Origin of the sequence: Haloplanus rubicundus (assembly GCF_003342675.1) — an archaeon.
Lineage (GTDB): Archaea > Halobacteriota > Halobacteria > Halobacteriales > Haloferacaceae > Haloplanus > Haloplanus rubicundus.
Genome location: NZ_CP031148.1, coordinates 173,129 through 187,567, shown reverse-complemented (window position 1 = coordinate 187,567; position 14,439 = coordinate 173,129). Strand labels below are relative to the sequence as shown.

Here is a 14,439-nt window from a genome sequence, read left to right as displayed (position 1 = left end):
TATGTCAACCGCCGAACGGATAAATGTTTCTGCGATATGATATGTCGTGATCGATCGGGAACGACTGTCGTTGGGGCGTTCCTACGCGTGTGAAAATACCACTATAAGCGTCTAAGAGTGGCTGACAAGCGATTTTCACGATTCGACATATCGAGTTATTTCGATGATAGTTCATCAACGTTCGACTAGATATACCACAATAGTGATACTAGTTCGAGCGGACGGACGGCACGCCGTCGGCGGTCAGCCGTCCGTCGCCGTCCGAGTCGCCTCGGCCGCCGTCGGGTACCAGTCCGGTCGCTCGACGGTGGTCGTTCCCACGTCTTCGATTCGCACCGTCCGCGTGACGACGCGGTTCCCGGAGCGGTACCGGACGGTCTGATTCGTCCGCATCGTCCGCACGACGCCGCTCGTATCCACGAGAAGCGTCATGGACGCGTTCGTCGTCACGGCGGTGTCGTTCAATCGCGCCTCGATGCGGTACCGGCGGCTCCCGTCCCGCAGCACCGGCGTGACCGTCGCCTCGGTCCGCGTGTTCAGCCGGTACAGCGCCTGCCGCTGGATGGCCGCGCTCAGCTTCACCGACGAGTTGAACAGGTCGACGCGGCGGTACGTGACGTTCTCGCCCCTGTCGACGCGTCGGTAGGTGGTCGTCCCCTCGCGCCACGCCGCCCGCTCGTCCGGCCGGCGCGCGTATCGCTCCGGCGCGTCGCCGACGGTCGCCGAGGTGTCCACGACCGACCCCCGGAGCGTCCCGGTCGGATCGACGCGCCACGTCCGGTTCAGGACGACGCGGTAGTCCGCGTCGGTCGGTCGGCTGGTCGTCGTCACGTGGGCGGTGAACGACCGGGATTCGAGCGCCGTCGTGTGCGCCCGGACGAGCGCGTTCGCGTCCGTCACGGCGTCGTCGTCGAGGCCCGGGGGCGGCGCCGATTGACTCGTCGGCGCCACACAGCCCGCACCGACGAGCAGCAGGGCAACGACGACGGCGATCAGTCGACGGCGCCGCGTCACGGCCACACCTCCGGGAAACCGTAGGCGTAGTAGTAGAGCTCCGCGGCCCCCGAGAGCGCGAGCAGCCCGCCCGCGACCCGATAGATCCGCTCCGCGTGGCCGGCGAGGGCGGAGACGAGCGACGAACTCCCCACCGCCGACACGCCGGTCACGACGACCAGCACCGTGCTCATCCCGGCCGCGTAGGCGGCGGCGATGCCGACGCCGACCAGCGGGCCGGCGGTCAGCCCCCGCGCCACGACGGCGAGAAAGAGCGGCGCCGTACAGCCCGCGGCGGCGCCCGCGTACAGCACGCCGAAGATGAAGAAGCCGACGACCGACCGCCGCCGCTTCGGCAACCGGACGACCGAGCGGGAGACTTTCCACCCCGCGGCCATCGCCGTCCCTGCGACGACGAACAGGCCGCCGACGAGGACTTCGAGTATCGCGATGTCGGCCAGCGCTCGGGCGCCGAGTGCGGCCGTCGTCCCCGCGAGGCCGACGTAGACGAGCGTGATACCGAGACTCGCCACGACGCCGACGAGGCCCGCACGCGCCAGCGGTCCGCGCACGCGGTCGGTGAACGAGCGAGTCGGCGTCTCCGCCGCCGTCGCCGAGACGGTATCCCCCAGAAAGTAGGAGAGATAGCCCGGGAGCAGTGGGAACGCACACGGGGCGAAGAAAGTCGCGGTGCCCGCGGAGAAGGCGAGTGCGAGCAGGGCCGGTGGAGCGAGACCGGCCATCGTCACGCCTCCGCAACCAGCGGTTCGATCAGGGCGTCGAACTCCTCGAAGGTCCGCGCCCGAACCTTCGGGCCGTCGCCCGCTGGCGTCCCGTCCGCGTCGAACAGCAGGTTCGTCGGGTAGCGGTTGGCGTTCCACCGCTCGGTCGCCGTCAGGGCGGGGTCCATGACGACCGGCCACGTCCCCTCGTACTCCGCCCAGAACTCCTCGACGAGCGTCTCCTCTACCTCCGGCGTGATCGACACCATGTGGAGCGCGTCGGCGTCGTACTCGGCCCGGAGCCTCCGAAACTCCGACATCTCGCGCTGACACGGCCGACACCACGTCGTGAAGAAGTTCAACAGGGTGACCGTCCCCGGTGCCACGAGACGGACCCGCCCGTCCGGCAGGTCACCGGTCGTCACCGCCGAGGGGAGGGTGAGCGGGTCGTCCGCCGCCGTCGTCGGCGCGGCATCGTCCGCCGCGCTACCCGTCGACCGGCCCGCACAGCCGCCGATACCGACACTCATCGCTGTACCGATGGCTCTCAGGAAGAGCCGACGCTGTCTGGAGGGCATGCAACTCCGAGGGTTCTTCCCGCCCGCACATAAGTGCCGGTGACTCGTGTTCTCGCGTCGCCCCCGTATTTTAATCAGAGGCCGCCTCCATCCCGGTGTATGGCAGACGCCAGCGACGCCGCCGCGGCCCTCGTCGGTGCGACGGGCGGCGCGGGGACGACGCGGTTGACCGTCGAACTCGGGACGCTCCTCGCGAACGACGGGCGCGACGTCGCCGTCTTCGACGCCGCGTTCGCGACGCAGGGGCTGTCCGACTACCTTCCCGGCCGGATCGACCCCGATCTGACCGCACTGCTCACCGACGCCCGCGACGCGCCGCTCGCGGACGGACTGGTCGAGTTCCCCCTCGGCGACGTGCCGGGGCGGCTGGCGTGTTGTCCCACCGCCGCCCCCTTCGAACGCCTCGCCCGCGCGAAGTCGCCGGACGCCGCGCAGGCGCTGGAATCCCGCATCGCCGCCGCGACGGAGACGTTCGATCACGTCCTCGTCGACACGCCGCCCGTGGCGGCCAACCAGTCGGTCGCCGCGGTGACCGCCACGGCCCGAACCGTCGTCGTCGCCCCCGCGTCGACCCGCGGCCGGGACGCCGTCCAGCGCACGACCGGCCGTCTCGACGACTTAGCCGTCGGCGTCGACGCCGTCGTCACGACCCGGGGGGAACTCTCCGTCGCCGACGTGGCGGTTCCGGAGATGGACGCCGACGTGACGGCACCGACCTGCCTCTCGGACCGGTCGACCGCCACCGCCGTCGCCGCCGTCGCGGACGCCGCCTTCGACGCCGACCCGTCGACCGGCGACGGCGCCGGACTCCTCGACTCCGTCGGCGAGTTCGTCTCCCGCTGACTCCACACCCCGCGGCCGGTCGTTCGCCCACGCCCACGACGCCGTCGTCGATCCGGCGACCCGCGCCTTCCCCGGTGTGTGATTCGGTACCATCACTTGGAAAATAATTAATACGTTCCGCGCGGTCGGGTCGGCTACGATGACCCTCCACAACCACGAGTGAACACGAGCCCAGTCGCGAGGCACGACGTTCGCCCTCCGGCGGGGCTCCCCGATTCGAGACGCACGGTCCCCCGACTGTCCCTCCAACCCCGCCACACATGTCGAGACGACGATCAGATTCGCCGTTTCCCGCCCCCGAGCCGTATCGTCCCCGCCCGGCAACGCGCCGCGACGTGGTCGCCAGCATCCTGCTGACCGCCACCGTCCCGGCCGCAATCTGGGCCCTCAGCTACCCGTTCGTGGCCGCCGTCGCCGTCGCCACGCTCGTCGCCGTCGCCGTCGTGGTCGGCGCCGTCGTCGTCCGCGTCGGCGGCCCGTCGGTGACCCGCCGCGTGGCCGCCGCAGTCGGCCGACTCGGTAGGCCGTAGCCCCCCTACGCGCCGCCGAACTCGTTTCGGGCGTCGTCGAGCACTTCGCGGGCGTGGCCCGCCGGATCGGCGAGCGCCGGGTCGTAGGTAGCGACGACGTCGCCGTCCCCGAGCAGGAAGGTCACGCGACCGGTGTGACCCTCGTCGGTCGGGACGCCGAACGCCGACGCGACCGTTCCGTCCGGGTCGGCCAGTAGGTCGAACAGGACTCCCTCCGCCTCCGCGAAGTCGGCGTGGCTCTCCACGTCGTCCATCGAGACGCCGTAGACGGCGACGCCGAGTTCCTCGAACTCGGGGTAGACGTCCTGAAAGTCGTTGGCCTCGATGGTACAACCCCCGGTGAAGTCCTTCGGATAGAAGTAGACCACCGTCGGGTCCGCGAAGCCGAGGGTGATCGACTCGCCGTCCTGGTTCCGCGCCGTTACCTCCGGGGCCGGATCGCCGGGTTCGAGCATCGGCCGTCGTTGGGACGGGAGCGGGTTAACGGGTTCGGCGCGGCCTCTCGGTGTCGTCGATGCCCCCGTCGCCCGCCGCCGTGTCGCACTCAGACCGCGTCGATAACTTCCGTGGCGAACGTCGTCATCGCCCGCTTCGGCTCCTCGGCCTGCAGACTCACGACGACGTGGTCGAGGCCGTAGTCCTCCAGTCGTCGGAAGTAGTTCCGGAACCACTCGACGCCGGCGCGGTAGCCGAGATGCAGGTGTTCGGGGTCGGCCGTCGGATCGTCCGCGAGCGCGACGCGAACCGCGATCACGAACGGCTTGTCGCCGGCGTGGTCGCGCCACTCCTCGATATAGCTCCGGAGCGTGTCGTCGGGGAGGTGGTAGAACAGCCAGCCGTCGCCGTGGTCGGCGAGCCACTCCATAGACTGGCGCGCGTACCCGGTCGGGAGCAGGGGGAGCGTCTCCGTCGTCGGCTTCGGGAGCACGTCCACCTCGCCGTCGAGGTGGCCCCACGAGCCGTCGAGGGTCGGATACCGCTCCCGCCAGAGCGTCCGGAGCGCGTCGACGCCCTCGCGGACCAGCCGGCCACGCTCGTCCGGGTCCACGCCGAACGCCGGATACTCCGGATCACGGTCGCCCGAGGCGACGCCCAACACGAGGCGACCGCCCGAGAGGCGGTCGACGCTCGCCGCGGCCTTCGCGACGTGGATCGGGTGGCGCAAGGGGAGGACGACACTCGACGTGCCGAGTGCGACGTCCTCCGTCTCCGCGGCCACGTGCGAGAGCAGCGTCCACGGATCGAACGCGCCGCCGGCGTCACCGAACTTCGGCCAGTACGTCGGCACGTCCCGCGCCCAGAGCGCGTCGAAGCCGACTGCCTCCGCGTGGGCCGCGAGTCGAACCTCGGCCGTCGGGTCCGGCGTCGACTCCCGCACGCCCGTGAGCGGGAACCCGGTTCCGAACGAGAGACCGTCGGACTCGAACAGGCGTCGATACCCGGCGTTCGCGTGCGGGGGCTCGGTCATCGTCGTCCCTTGCGGGTCGGGGTACATCTGCCCTCGGATCGGCAGCGGCGCCCCGACGGAGCACGCGGTGGCGCTATCGGCCGGTTTCGCGCGCCACACCTGCTTTCCTGTGCGTTGCCTGACGCATATGTACGTCGACGGGGTCGTCGTCCCCATGGCGACAGCAGACGCGACCGTCACGGTGACGCAGTTCACGGACCCGATGTGTACGTGGTGCTGGGGGTCCGAACCGATCCTTCGACATCTCCGCACGGCGTACGGCGACCGGCTCGACGTTCGGTTCGTCATGGGTGGGCTGATCGAGGACTTCGAGACGTTCTACGACGCCGCCAACGACATCGCCGACCCCGGCGACGTGGCGCCGCACTGGCTGGAGGCGTCCGAACGGCACGGGATGCCGGTCGATACGGCCATCTTCGAGACCGACCCGGCGCAGTCGACGTACCCCGCCAGCGTGGCGTTCGCGGCCGCCCGGCAACAGGACCGCGCCCTCGGCCACCGGTATCTGCGGCGGTTGCGCGAAGCGTACGCGACTGAGGTCCGGAACGTCAACCGGCGGGACGAGCAGATTCGCCTCGCCGAGGCCGTCGGCCTCGACGTGGACGCGTTCACGACGGCCCTCTCCGACGGGAGCGCGCGCGAGGCGTTCGAGGCCGACCTGGCCCGCACCCGACGGGCCGACGTGCGCGCCTTCCCCACCTACCGGATCGCCGGACTGGAGGGCGAGCGACGGCTGGCGGGGTTTCAGCCGTTCGCGGACCTGTCGGACGCCGTCGAGACGGTGGCGCCGTCGCTCTCCCCGTCCTCGCCCCCGCCGATCCGGACGTTCGTCGACCACCACGCTCCGCTGGCGACCCAGGAAGTCGCCGAGGTGTACGGCATGGACCGCGCGGCGGCCCGGCAGGCCCTCGCCACGCTCGCCGACGACGGCGCCGTGCGCCGCGACCCGCGGGGGAACGGCGTCTTCTGGCACGCGACGGGAGGGGCGGACTGATGGGCCTCCTCCACGACGGCGAGTGGGACCCCGACGCGACGCGCGGCCAGTACGACCACGATACCTTCGACGCGGCGGTCGGTCCCGGAACCGACCACCCACCAGCGGCCGGGCGGTACCACCTCTACGTCTCCCGGGCGTGTCCGTGGGCCCACCGGGTGGCGCTCGTCCGCCGCCTGTGCGGGCTCGAAGACGCGGTGAGCGTCGACGTCGTCGATCCCGTGCGCAACGACCGGGGCTGGGAGTTCACCCCCGCCAAGGACGGCTGCACGCCGGAGTCGACCCACGGCTTCGACACGCTGTACGAGGTGTTCCGGTGGGCCGACCCCACCTACACCGGGCGGGTCACCGTCCCGATACTCTACGATACAGCGACCGACGCCGTCGTCCAGGAGGAGTCGGCCGACATCGCCCGCACCCTCGCGACGGCGTTCGACGGGTACGCCACGACCGACCGCGACCTCTACCCCGAGCGGTTGCGCGACGCCATCGACGCCGCCATCGACGACGTGCACACGTCGATCAACACGGCCGTCTACCGCGCCGGCTTCGCCGACTCGCAGGCCGACTACGACGACGCGGTGGCGGAGCTCTTCGACGCGCTGGAACGCTGGGACGACCGACTCGCGGATCGGCGGTACGCCGTCGGCGACCGCCTCACGCTCGCCGACGTCTTCCTGTTCCCGACGCTGTATCGCTTCGACGCCGTGTACCACACCCACTTCATGTGTAACCGCCGCCGCCTCGTCGACTACGACCACCTGTGGCCGTACGCCCGCGACGTGTACGCGACGCCGGGGGTGGCCGCCACCTGCGACATGGACCACGTGACGGCCCACTACTACCGGAGCCACGAGGACCTGCACCCGACCGGCATCGTTCCCGTCGGGCCGGACGCCGACTGGACGGCGTCACAGAATCGGGCGGCGCTTTCGACGGCGGCGCCCGACGCGGCGTAGGTTCGCGTTGGTTCACCGACGGTCCTCCACGACGGCCCGCCTCTCCCCGCCCGGAACGAAAGTGTTTCTCTTCCGATAGCTACTGCCCGTCGAGCGGCGCGTCCACGAACGGACCGTCACGGCCGATACGAACGCCTCGAACTCGGGTTTCTCGACGACTTCCGGTCCCGGTATAGCGCCCGTAACCTGATTTCGTATAACTTGCCTTAGACATTTTACGGATTCCACCGTCGATCCACATGCGATGTTCGATACGAACGCACTCGTGGTTCGCGGTTCGATCCAGCAACGCCTCCTGACCGACCGGCCCGACTGGCAGGGGAGGGCGCCCTGATGTTCGACTCGTCGCTCGCCGCCGTCGGCTTCCTCGCCGGCCGCGCGCTCTTTGCCCTCGTCGTCGGCTACCTCGCGCTCGGCAACCTGCTCGACCTCGAAACGTCCGTCGGCTACGCCGAGCACAAGGGGGTGCCCCTGGCGTCGGTGAGCGTCCCCCTCGGCAGCCTCGGCCTCGTCGCCGGGTCGCTCGCGGTCCTGACCGGTGTCTATCCCGGCGTCGGGGCACTCGCGGTGGCCGTCTTTCTCGTCCCCGTGACCGCCATCATGCACGACTTCTGGACGATGACGGGTGAGGACCGGCAGAACGAGCGGATTCACTTCCTGAAGAACGTCGGCCTCGTCGGCGGGGCGCTGGTCTTCCTCGCGCTCTCGACGGCGGCGTGGCCGCTGGCGGCCGGCGTCGGTCTCTGACGATGCCAGCGACCGAGACGCCGACGGCCGACGGGCGGTCGGGGACCGTTCCCTGGCGGTCGCCGACCCTCGTCGCGGTGCTCGCCGCGACGCTCGTGACGCCGATGGACGTGCCGCTGGTCAGCCCGGCGCTCCCCGCCATCGGGGCCGCCTTCGGCGTCTCCCCGCCCCGCGCCGGTCTCTTCGTCACCGGCTACGCCCTCCCCGGCGTCCTGCTGGCGCCGGTCGTCGGCATGCTCGCCGACCGCGTCGGCCGCCGTCCCGTCCTCGTCGGCTGTCTCGCCCTCTTCGGCGCCGCCGGGACGGCCGTCGCGTTCGCCGAGACGTTCGCGGTGGCGCTGGCGCTCCGCGTCCTCCAGGGCGTCGCCGCCGGGAGCGTCCTCTCGGCGCTCGCGATGACCGTCGTCGGCGACCGGTACGACGGCCGCCGGCACGACGCCGCCATGGGCGTCACCGCCGCGGCGCTCTCGGTGGCGACGGCCGTCTACCCCCTCGTCGGCGGCGCGCTCGCCGCCCGCGCCTGGAACGCCCCCTTCCTCGTCTACGCGCTCGCGCTCCCCGCCGCCGGCCTCGTGTGGGTCGGCCTCGCCGGTGTCGACGGCCACGATGCCCGCGACAGCCGCGACAGCCACGACGGCGACGCCCGCGACCCGGACCGTGGCTACCTCCGTTCGGCCCTTCGCGCCGTCCCGTTCGGTCGCGTCGCCGTGCTCTACGGCGTCATGTTCGTCTCCTTCTCGCTCCTGTTCGGCGGTATCTACACCGCTCTGCCCTTCCACCTCGCTGACGTGTACGCCCTCTCACCCACCACCGTCGGCCTCGTCACCAGCGGCGTCCTCCTGGTGACCGCCGTGGTCTCGACGCAAAACGGCCGGCTCTCCGCTCGTGCGTCGACGACGACGCTGCTCGCTCTCGGCTTCGCGCTCTTCGCGACGGGCTTTCTCGGCGTCGCCCTCGCGGAGACACTTCCCGTCCTCGTCGCTGCCCTCCTGCCGTTCGGCGTCGGCAGCGGCCTCGTCACGCCGACGCTGTTCGCGGGGCTCAGCGCCCTCGCCCCCGACCACGTACGCGCCGGCGTGATGAGCCTCCAGACGACGACCATCGGCGCGGGGCAGGCCGCCGGCCCGGCCTGCTTTACCTTCCTCGGCGGTCTCGTCGGCTACCGCCCGACATTCCTCGGCGCCGCCGGCGTCGCCGCCGTCTGTGTCGCCGCCCTCGCTGTCCTCCCGCTCGATCCCTGACATATACGAATTCTTACTGGAATGCGATCCACCGAGCGCTTAACTGGATTTCGTGCGTGGGTTTCGACAGCGATGAACCTACTCGATACCAGATACGTTCCCGCAACGACGCCGCCCCGCCGCGCCCGCTCGGGGGGTGGTGCCCGATGACGACCGACTCCCGACAGGAGTCCGTCGAGACGCACAACGCCTCGGCCTGTCCCGTCGTCAGCGCCCTCTCACAGGTCGGGACGCCGTGGCGTCTCAACGTCGTCTACGCCCTGCAGGACGGCGAACACCGCTTCAACGAACTCAAGCGCGCCACCGACGCCCGCTCGAAGACGCTCTCGGAGGCGCTCGACGAACTCGTCGACGCCGACGTGGTCGCCCGGCGAATGGAGGAAGACGCCCCGGTCGCCGTCTACTACGGTCTCACCGAGAAGGGCCGGGAGCTCACCCGGGTGCTCGACGAACTCGACGCGTGGGCGCGGCGCTGGGGGGAGGAAGTCCCCGCAGGACCGAACCCGCGGCTGCGCGACGACTGATCGGCGCGACCCGGCGCCCGCCTCACTCCCCGTCGAGCACCGACTCGACCGGCCACCGTGGGGTGTGCTCGGCCGCCTCGTCCGCGTAGCCGAGTCGAAAGAGGTGCTGTGGCGTCGCCCCGTCGAAGTCGAGTTCCGACGCGAGTCGCCTCCGAAGGGCCGGTCGCTCCAGAATCTGACTCATCGGGTGGACGGCCACGCCCGCGGCGCTGGCACGGAGGGCGACGCGCTCGAACGCCCGTCCCGTCTCGACGCGGGCGGCCGGGTCGTCGGACGCCGTCGTCAACACGCCGACGACGGGCGCGCTCTCGACGAGCGCCGAGTTCTTCGCGGCCTCCCGGTCGCCGATATCGAGGTGCGCAACGACGGCCTGCCCGACGCGGGCCAGCAACCACGAGTGGCCGAGCGCACCCAGGCCGATCCAGTGCCCGAGTTCCTCCCGGTACGCCCGATCTTTCATCTGCAGGCGGTCCGCCTCCGCCTGCAACTCGCCGACCGCGCGTTTCGCATCGCCGTTGACGAGATGGAGGGCGACGGGAGCGCCCTCGACGGCCGCCACCAAGCGGTTCCGCGTCGCCGAATCCAGTGGCGTCCCGTCGAATCGCTCGTGACTCGTGTACCGGGCGGTGAGTTCGTCGAACGGCGCCGCGGGTCGGCGCTCCGACGCACCGTCGTCCATCGTCACCGTCGCGATGCGCTCCGTCCCCCCGTCGGGATACGACACTGCCGGATCGAAGCCGAAGTGTTCGGCGGCGACGACGAGGTTCTCCACCGCACAGCCGAGACTCACGAACAGTTCGCGCCGGTCCGGGTCCGCGGCCCGAAGCCACCGCGACTCGTCGGCGGCGACGTGGACCGCGCGCCCCTCGATCCGGAACCGCCACGGCTGCGAGTTGTGGCTCGACGGCGCCAGGATCGCGTACCGCAGGAGGAACCGTAGCCGCTCGCCGAACGGCGCGTCCGCGGGGTAGTCGTCGGCGTTCACGTCCCAGACCGACCGCGTGAGCTCCGCAGCGGACATGTACGTCTCTCGTCACGAACCGACATAACTCCCGCGGGCGTTCGCCGCCTACCGCAGGTCGCCGACCGAACTCATCGTCTCCGCCAGCGCGTCCCGCTTTTCGACCGTCGCGTTCGCGTCCGGTTCGAGGACGCCCGCCACCGCGTCGGCGAGTTCGGGGACGGCGTCGTGGGTCTCGACGTACGTCGCTAGCGCCACGTCCGCCTCGTCGGCGCCGACGAGTTCGACCGCCTCGGTTCGGGAGAGGTCGCCGTCGAGCCAGTCGCGGAGGATGTCCCGGGCCGTTGGGCCGAGCGGCGACAGCCCCGCGACCCCACACCGATGCAGGAGTTTGGCGGCCGTCATCGGCGCGATGCCCGCCTCGCGTGCGCAGTCACCGACGCTCGTTCCGGCGGCGTACGCCTCCAAGACGCTCGTCGCCGCCGCCGGCGTACACGGGAGTGTGTCCTCGTGCGCGTCGAGCCGAGCGATCAGGTCGTCACCCGTCGCGTCCACCGTCGGGACACCCCGATCACGCTGGCGTTCGTGTACCTCGATCCCCGCGGCGATGTCCGACAGTCCCATCGACCGCAAGTCGCGAGCCGATCACTGTAAAAGCTAGCCCGAATCGATGGACGCCGGCACGAACGTACCGGTTACCGGTAGGCTTACGCCGATCCGAGACGCCGATTCGGCCCGGCGCCGCCCGTGTTTAAATACTCCATCGGGACCAAGTTTCGACTGTGATGAGCCAGGCACGGATGGAGTGTCCGGAGTGCAGCGGTCGACTGAACACCGAGGGAACCGAGACGGTCTGTGGCCAATGTGGCCTCGTCGTCGACGAGTACCGGATCGATCACGGTCCCGAGTGGCGGTCCTTCGCGGACGACGACACGAACCCCGAGCGGACGGGCGCGCCGCTCGTCCAGTCGCGTCACGACCGCGGCCTCTCGACCGACATCGGACGGTCGACGCGGGTGAAAGGCCGGAAGCGCCGGCGACTCTCCCGCATGCGGACCCAGCACAATCGGGCACAGATTTCCACGAAGCGCGAGCGTAACCAGGTGTACGCGTTTACCGAAATTCGGCGGCTCGTCGGCGCGCTGTCGCTCCCGACACACGTCCGGGAGTCGGCGTGTTCGCTCTTTCGCTCGGCACAGGAGGCCGACTTACTCCGCGGCCGGTCGCTGGAGGGCTTCGCCTCCGCGACGGTGTACGCCACCTGTCGGGTGTGTTCGGTCTCTCGCACCGTCGAGGAAGTCGTCGACGCCGCCAAGGCCACCGAGGACGAACACCGGGCGGCCTACCGTGCGCTGAACCGCGAACTCGACGTCGCGACCGGCCCGATCCACCCCGTCGAGTACGTCCCGCGGTACGCGAGCGAACTCGACGTGAGCGAATCCGTGCGCCGGCGGGCCGAGGAACACGCCCGTCGACTCCGCGAGTCGGGCGACGCCGCCGGCCGGAATCCGAGCGGCGTCGCCGCCGCCTGCCTCTACACCGCCGCCCGCGAGGCCGGCGCGTCGCTCACCCAACAGGCCGCCGCCGACGTGGCCGACGTGACGCCCGTCACCGTCCGCAACACCTACCGACTGCTGCAGGACTGATTCGTCCCGGTCCGTTCCGTTCGGTCCCGGTTCTCAGTGCCGCGCCCGCCGACACTCACGTATCGACGCCGCGAGCGACCGGATCGCCGCCGCCGCAACCGACTCCGGCGCCGCCCGCTCCACGGGCCGCTCCGCCTCGACCGACCGCCCCACGCGCGGGTCGGCCGGCACCGTCGCAATCGGCGCCCCGAGCACCCGCCGAAACACGTCCGTCGGCGGGTCGTCGGCGTCGGTCGTCCGGTTGAGAGCGACCCCCGCCAGCCCGGCGTCGAGTTCGCGTGCCAGTTCGCGCGTCCGCACCGCGTCCGCGAGCGCGAACCGGCGCGGCGAGACGACGAGGGCGCAGGCGTCGGCGACGGCGAGCGGGACGCCAACGTCCGCACGCAGGCCGGCCGGACAGTCGACCACCACGTCGTCACCCCACTCGCCCTCGACCCGCCGGAGGACCGCGGCGAGTTCGCGCACGTCCGCCGCGCGGGCGCCGGCGAGCGACCGCCCACACGGCAGGAGCGACACGGGACCGCCGCGAATTGCCTCGGCAACGTCGGCCTGCCCCGCGAGCACGTCGTGGAGGTCCGGCCCGCGACCGCGGGGCAGGTCCGCCATCCCCAGGTCGGCGTCGACGACGACGGCGTCGAGCGCCGCGCCGAGGTTGTACGCGACCGTCGTCTTCCCGACCCCGCCTTTCCCGCCCGCGACGGCGACGATCACGGGAGCCTCCGGAGCGCCTCGGCCGGCACGTCCACCACCGACGCCCGTTCCGCGAGCGCCGCCGCCCGCTCCGCCACCGCTTCGAGCGCGGCGGCGTCCGCCGACACCTGCTCCGCCAGTTCGGACGCGTCGTCGATTTCGCCGAGCGCCGCCGTCGCCGACTCGACCGACGCGTCCGTCAACCGCTCCCCGCGGTCGACCCGCGCTTCGACCGCCGTCAGCCACGACTCGACCGCGGGGGGAACCCCCGCTTCGGCGTCCGTCGGGACCGGCGGCTCGTCCCCCGTACCGTCGTCCTCGGCTTCCTCCACGCCCGGTATCGCGTCGCCGGGTGGCCGTGGATCGCCCAGTTCCCGGACCGCGACTGCCGTCGAGTCGGCGGCTTCCGCGTCGGCACGCCCCTCGTCGACGACCGACACCGGCGGTCGTCTCGCCGGCGCCGGGCAGGCGTAGCCGAGCGTTCGCCGCCCCGATGCCGGCACGACGCCGTCGAACCCCTCCTCGTCCCACCCGGATTCGGAGACACCGGCGCGTTTCGGCGGCAGCACGGGACCGTCGAGGCGGTTCGAGACGCGAACGCGGCGGTCGACCGGCGACGGGTTCCGCAGGTCGACCGTCACGAGCGTCACGTCGTGGCCGTCGAGCGGCGTGACCGACCAGTTGGAGTCCATGCCCGGGAGTGGCCGCGTCACCCGATATAAATCACCGGCGCCTCCAGAATCGATGCGGCCGCCTCGGCGCCGTCGATCCGGTCGAGGCCGTCGACGACGACCGGCGCGTCGAGCGGGGCGAGGCGGGCCACCGCGAGTGCGGCCGTCACCCGGTCGCCGTCGTACGTCCCCGGTGCCGCCCCCACCGTCGCCGTCCCCGGGACGGATCGGATCGCCGCCCGGAACCGATCCCACACTGCGGCCGCCAGGTCCCGCCGGATCTCGCGTTCGCGGTTCGCCACGCGGTCCTCGAGTTCGAGGCGCCGCTCGCGGCTGTCGCGTGCGTCCCGGGCCACCGCCTCCGCGCGCTCGAGCGCCTGTTCGGCCGCGATTCGCTCGGTTTCTGCCTCCGCCAACCGGCTCGTCGCCTCGTTCAACTGCGCTTCGACCGCCGTCGTGTCCGCGTCGATTTCCCGGCGGGCCTGCAGTCGCCCCCGTAGTTCGGCGACGCGCTCGCGGAGGCGTTCCTCCTTCTCGCCCGTCTCGGCGACGCGGCGCCGCGCCGCGTCCACATCGACCGACGGCGCCGACAGGTCGGCTAGTTCGGACCGGGCCTCGTCGAGCGCCGACCGCGCCGGCGACGCGTGGCCCAGCGCCCGCGCCGCCGCGGCGAGTGCTGCCCGCCGGTCGAACGTCTCCGGGGGGAGGCGCCGCACGTGTTCGTGGGCGTCTCCCGGTACGGGGCAGTCGACGTGAATCGGCGGGTCCGTAGCGCCGACCGACTCCACGGCGGTCGCCGCCGACACGTCCGTTCCCGTCAGATCGATCACCCGTCCTTCGTAGCTCCGCCCGTCGACGATCACTCGCATCCC

General features: G+C 71.4%; 18 protein-coding genes. 8 read left to right on the top strand and 10 right to left on the bottom strand.

Annotation, left to right across the window (positions count from 1 at the left end):
• Positions 1-243 precede the first annotated feature (243 nt).
• From DU484_RS01850 to DU484_RS01840, 3 genes are read right to left on the bottom strand one after another with little or no spacing between them, the layout of a single operon-like run.
• Positions 244-1,014, bottom strand: a complete 771-nt coding sequence (locus tag DU484_RS01850) for a hypothetical protein (protein ID WP_157969488.1) — start codon at positions 1,012-1,014, stop codon at positions 244-246.
• On the bottom strand, positions 1,011-1,736 hold the full coding sequence (locus DU484_RS01845; protein ID WP_114604959.1) for a cytochrome c biogenesis CcdA family protein: 726 nt from the start codon (positions 1,734-1,736) through the stop codon (positions 1,011-1,013). The genes DU484_RS01850 and DU484_RS01845 overlap by 4 nt, the downstream gene beginning before the upstream one ends.
• Before the next feature lie 2 nt (positions 1,737-1,738).
• Complete coding sequence (locus DU484_RS01840; RefSeq protein ID WP_114584493.1) at positions 1,739-2,293, bottom strand: TlpA family protein disulfide reductase; 555 nt, start codon at positions 2,291-2,293, stop codon at positions 1,739-1,741.
• 99 nt (positions 2,294-2,392) lie between these two features.
• Between DU484_RS01840 and DU484_RS01835 the strand changes: the two genes are divergently transcribed.
• A complete protein-coding gene (locus DU484_RS01835; RefSeq protein ID WP_114604958.1) occupies positions 2,393-3,136 on the top strand; it encodes a ParA family protein in 744 nt (247 codons plus the stop codon).
• A gap of 335 nt (positions 3,137-3,471) precedes the next feature.
• A complete protein-coding gene (locus DU484_RS01830) occupies positions 3,472-3,666 on the top strand; it encodes a hypothetical protein (protein WP_114584491.1) in 195 nt (64 codons plus the stop codon).
• Positions 3,667-3,671: 5 nt separating this feature from the next.
• Here the strand turns inward: DU484_RS01830 and DU484_RS01825 are convergent, their stop codons facing one another.
• Together DU484_RS01825 and DU484_RS01820 are read right to left on the bottom strand one after the other, a co-directional pair.
• Positions 3,672-4,121 carry a peroxiredoxin gene (locus DU484_RS01825; protein WP_114584490.1) on the bottom strand — a complete coding sequence of 150 codons (450 nt, stop codon included), beginning with the start codon at positions 4,119-4,121 and terminating at the stop codon, positions 3,672-3,674.
• 89 nt (positions 4,122-4,210) lie between these two features.
• Entirely contained in the window at positions 4,211-5,134 is a 924-nt protein-coding gene (locus tag DU484_RS01820) for an LLM class oxidoreductase (protein WP_114606691.1), read from the bottom strand.
• 154 nt (positions 5,135-5,288) lie between these two features.
• On the opposite strand from DU484_RS01820, the gene DU484_RS01815 reads away from it, so the two are divergent.
• The 5 genes from DU484_RS01815 to DU484_RS01795 all read left to right on the top strand — a co-directional run bounded on the left by DU484_RS01815 (position 5,289) and on the right by DU484_RS01795 (position 9,599).
• Positions 5,289-6,128 carry a DsbA family protein gene (locus DU484_RS01815; RefSeq protein ID WP_157969487.1) on the top strand — a complete coding sequence of 280 codons (840 nt, stop codon included), beginning with the start codon at positions 5,289-5,291 and terminating at the stop codon, positions 6,126-6,128.
• On the top strand, positions 6,128-7,087 hold the full coding sequence (locus DU484_RS01810; protein WP_114604956.1) for a glutathione S-transferase family protein: 960 nt from the start codon (positions 6,128-6,130) through the stop codon (positions 7,085-7,087). Before DU484_RS01815 ends, DU484_RS01810 begins: the two co-directional genes overlap by 1 nt.
• Positions 7,088-7,420: 333 nt before the next feature.
• Entirely contained in the window at positions 7,421-7,834 is a 414-nt protein-coding gene (locus DU484_RS01805; RefSeq protein ID WP_114604955.1) for a DoxX family protein, read from the top strand.
• A 2-nt stretch (positions 7,835-7,836) separates the two neighbouring features.
• Positions 7,837-9,075 carry an MFS transporter gene (locus DU484_RS01800; protein ID WP_114604954.1) on the top strand — a complete coding sequence of 413 codons (1,239 nt, stop codon included), beginning with the start codon at positions 7,837-7,839 and terminating at the stop codon, positions 9,073-9,075.
• A 146-nt stretch (positions 9,076-9,221) separates the two neighbouring features.
• Positions 9,222-9,599 carry a winged helix-turn-helix transcriptional regulator gene (locus tag DU484_RS01795; protein WP_114584485.1) on the top strand — a complete coding sequence of 126 codons (378 nt, stop codon included), beginning with the start codon at positions 9,222-9,224 and terminating at the stop codon, positions 9,597-9,599.
• A gap of 22 nt (positions 9,600-9,621) precedes the next feature.
• On the opposite strand, the gene DU484_RS01790 is transcribed toward DU484_RS01795, so the two are convergent.
• A complete protein-coding gene (locus tag DU484_RS01790; protein ID WP_114604953.1) occupies positions 9,622-10,620 on the bottom strand; it encodes an Acg family FMN-binding oxidoreductase in 999 nt (332 codons plus the stop codon).
• Between the two features lie 48 nt (positions 10,621-10,668).
• A complete protein-coding gene (locus tag DU484_RS01785) occupies positions 10,669-11,184 on the bottom strand; it encodes a DUF7858 family protein (protein WP_114604952.1) in 516 nt (171 codons plus the stop codon).
• A gap of 161 nt (positions 11,185-11,345) precedes the next feature.
• Here DU484_RS01785 and DU484_RS01780 point away from each other — a divergent pair, with 161 nt between their 5' ends.
• Entirely contained in the window at positions 11,346-12,206 is an 861-nt protein-coding gene (locus DU484_RS01780; protein WP_114604951.1) for a transcription initiation factor IIB, read from the top strand.
• Between the two features lie 33 nt (positions 12,207-12,239).
• On the opposite strand, the gene DU484_RS01775 is transcribed toward DU484_RS01780, so the two are convergent.
• From DU484_RS01775 to DU484_RS01765, 3 genes are read right to left on the bottom strand one after another with little or no spacing between them, the layout of a single operon-like run.
• The gene (locus DU484_RS01775) at positions 12,240-12,917 is read right to left on the bottom strand and encodes a nucleotide-binding protein (RefSeq protein WP_114604950.1); all 678 of its coding nucleotides are present in this window, start codon (positions 12,915-12,917) and stop codon (positions 12,240-12,242) included.
• Positions 12,914-13,588, bottom strand: a complete 675-nt coding sequence (locus tag DU484_RS01770; RefSeq protein ID WP_114604949.1) for a DUF7857 domain-containing protein — start codon at positions 13,586-13,588, stop codon at positions 12,914-12,916. The genes DU484_RS01775 and DU484_RS01770 overlap by 4 nt, the downstream gene beginning before the upstream one ends.
• 17 nt (positions 13,589-13,605) lie before the next feature.
• Positions 13,606-14,436, bottom strand: coding sequence for a DUF7856 family protein (locus DU484_RS01765; RefSeq protein WP_114604948.1), 831 nt, complete (start codon positions 14,434-14,436; stop codon positions 13,606-13,608).
• Positions 14,437-14,439: the final 3 nt, after the last annotated feature.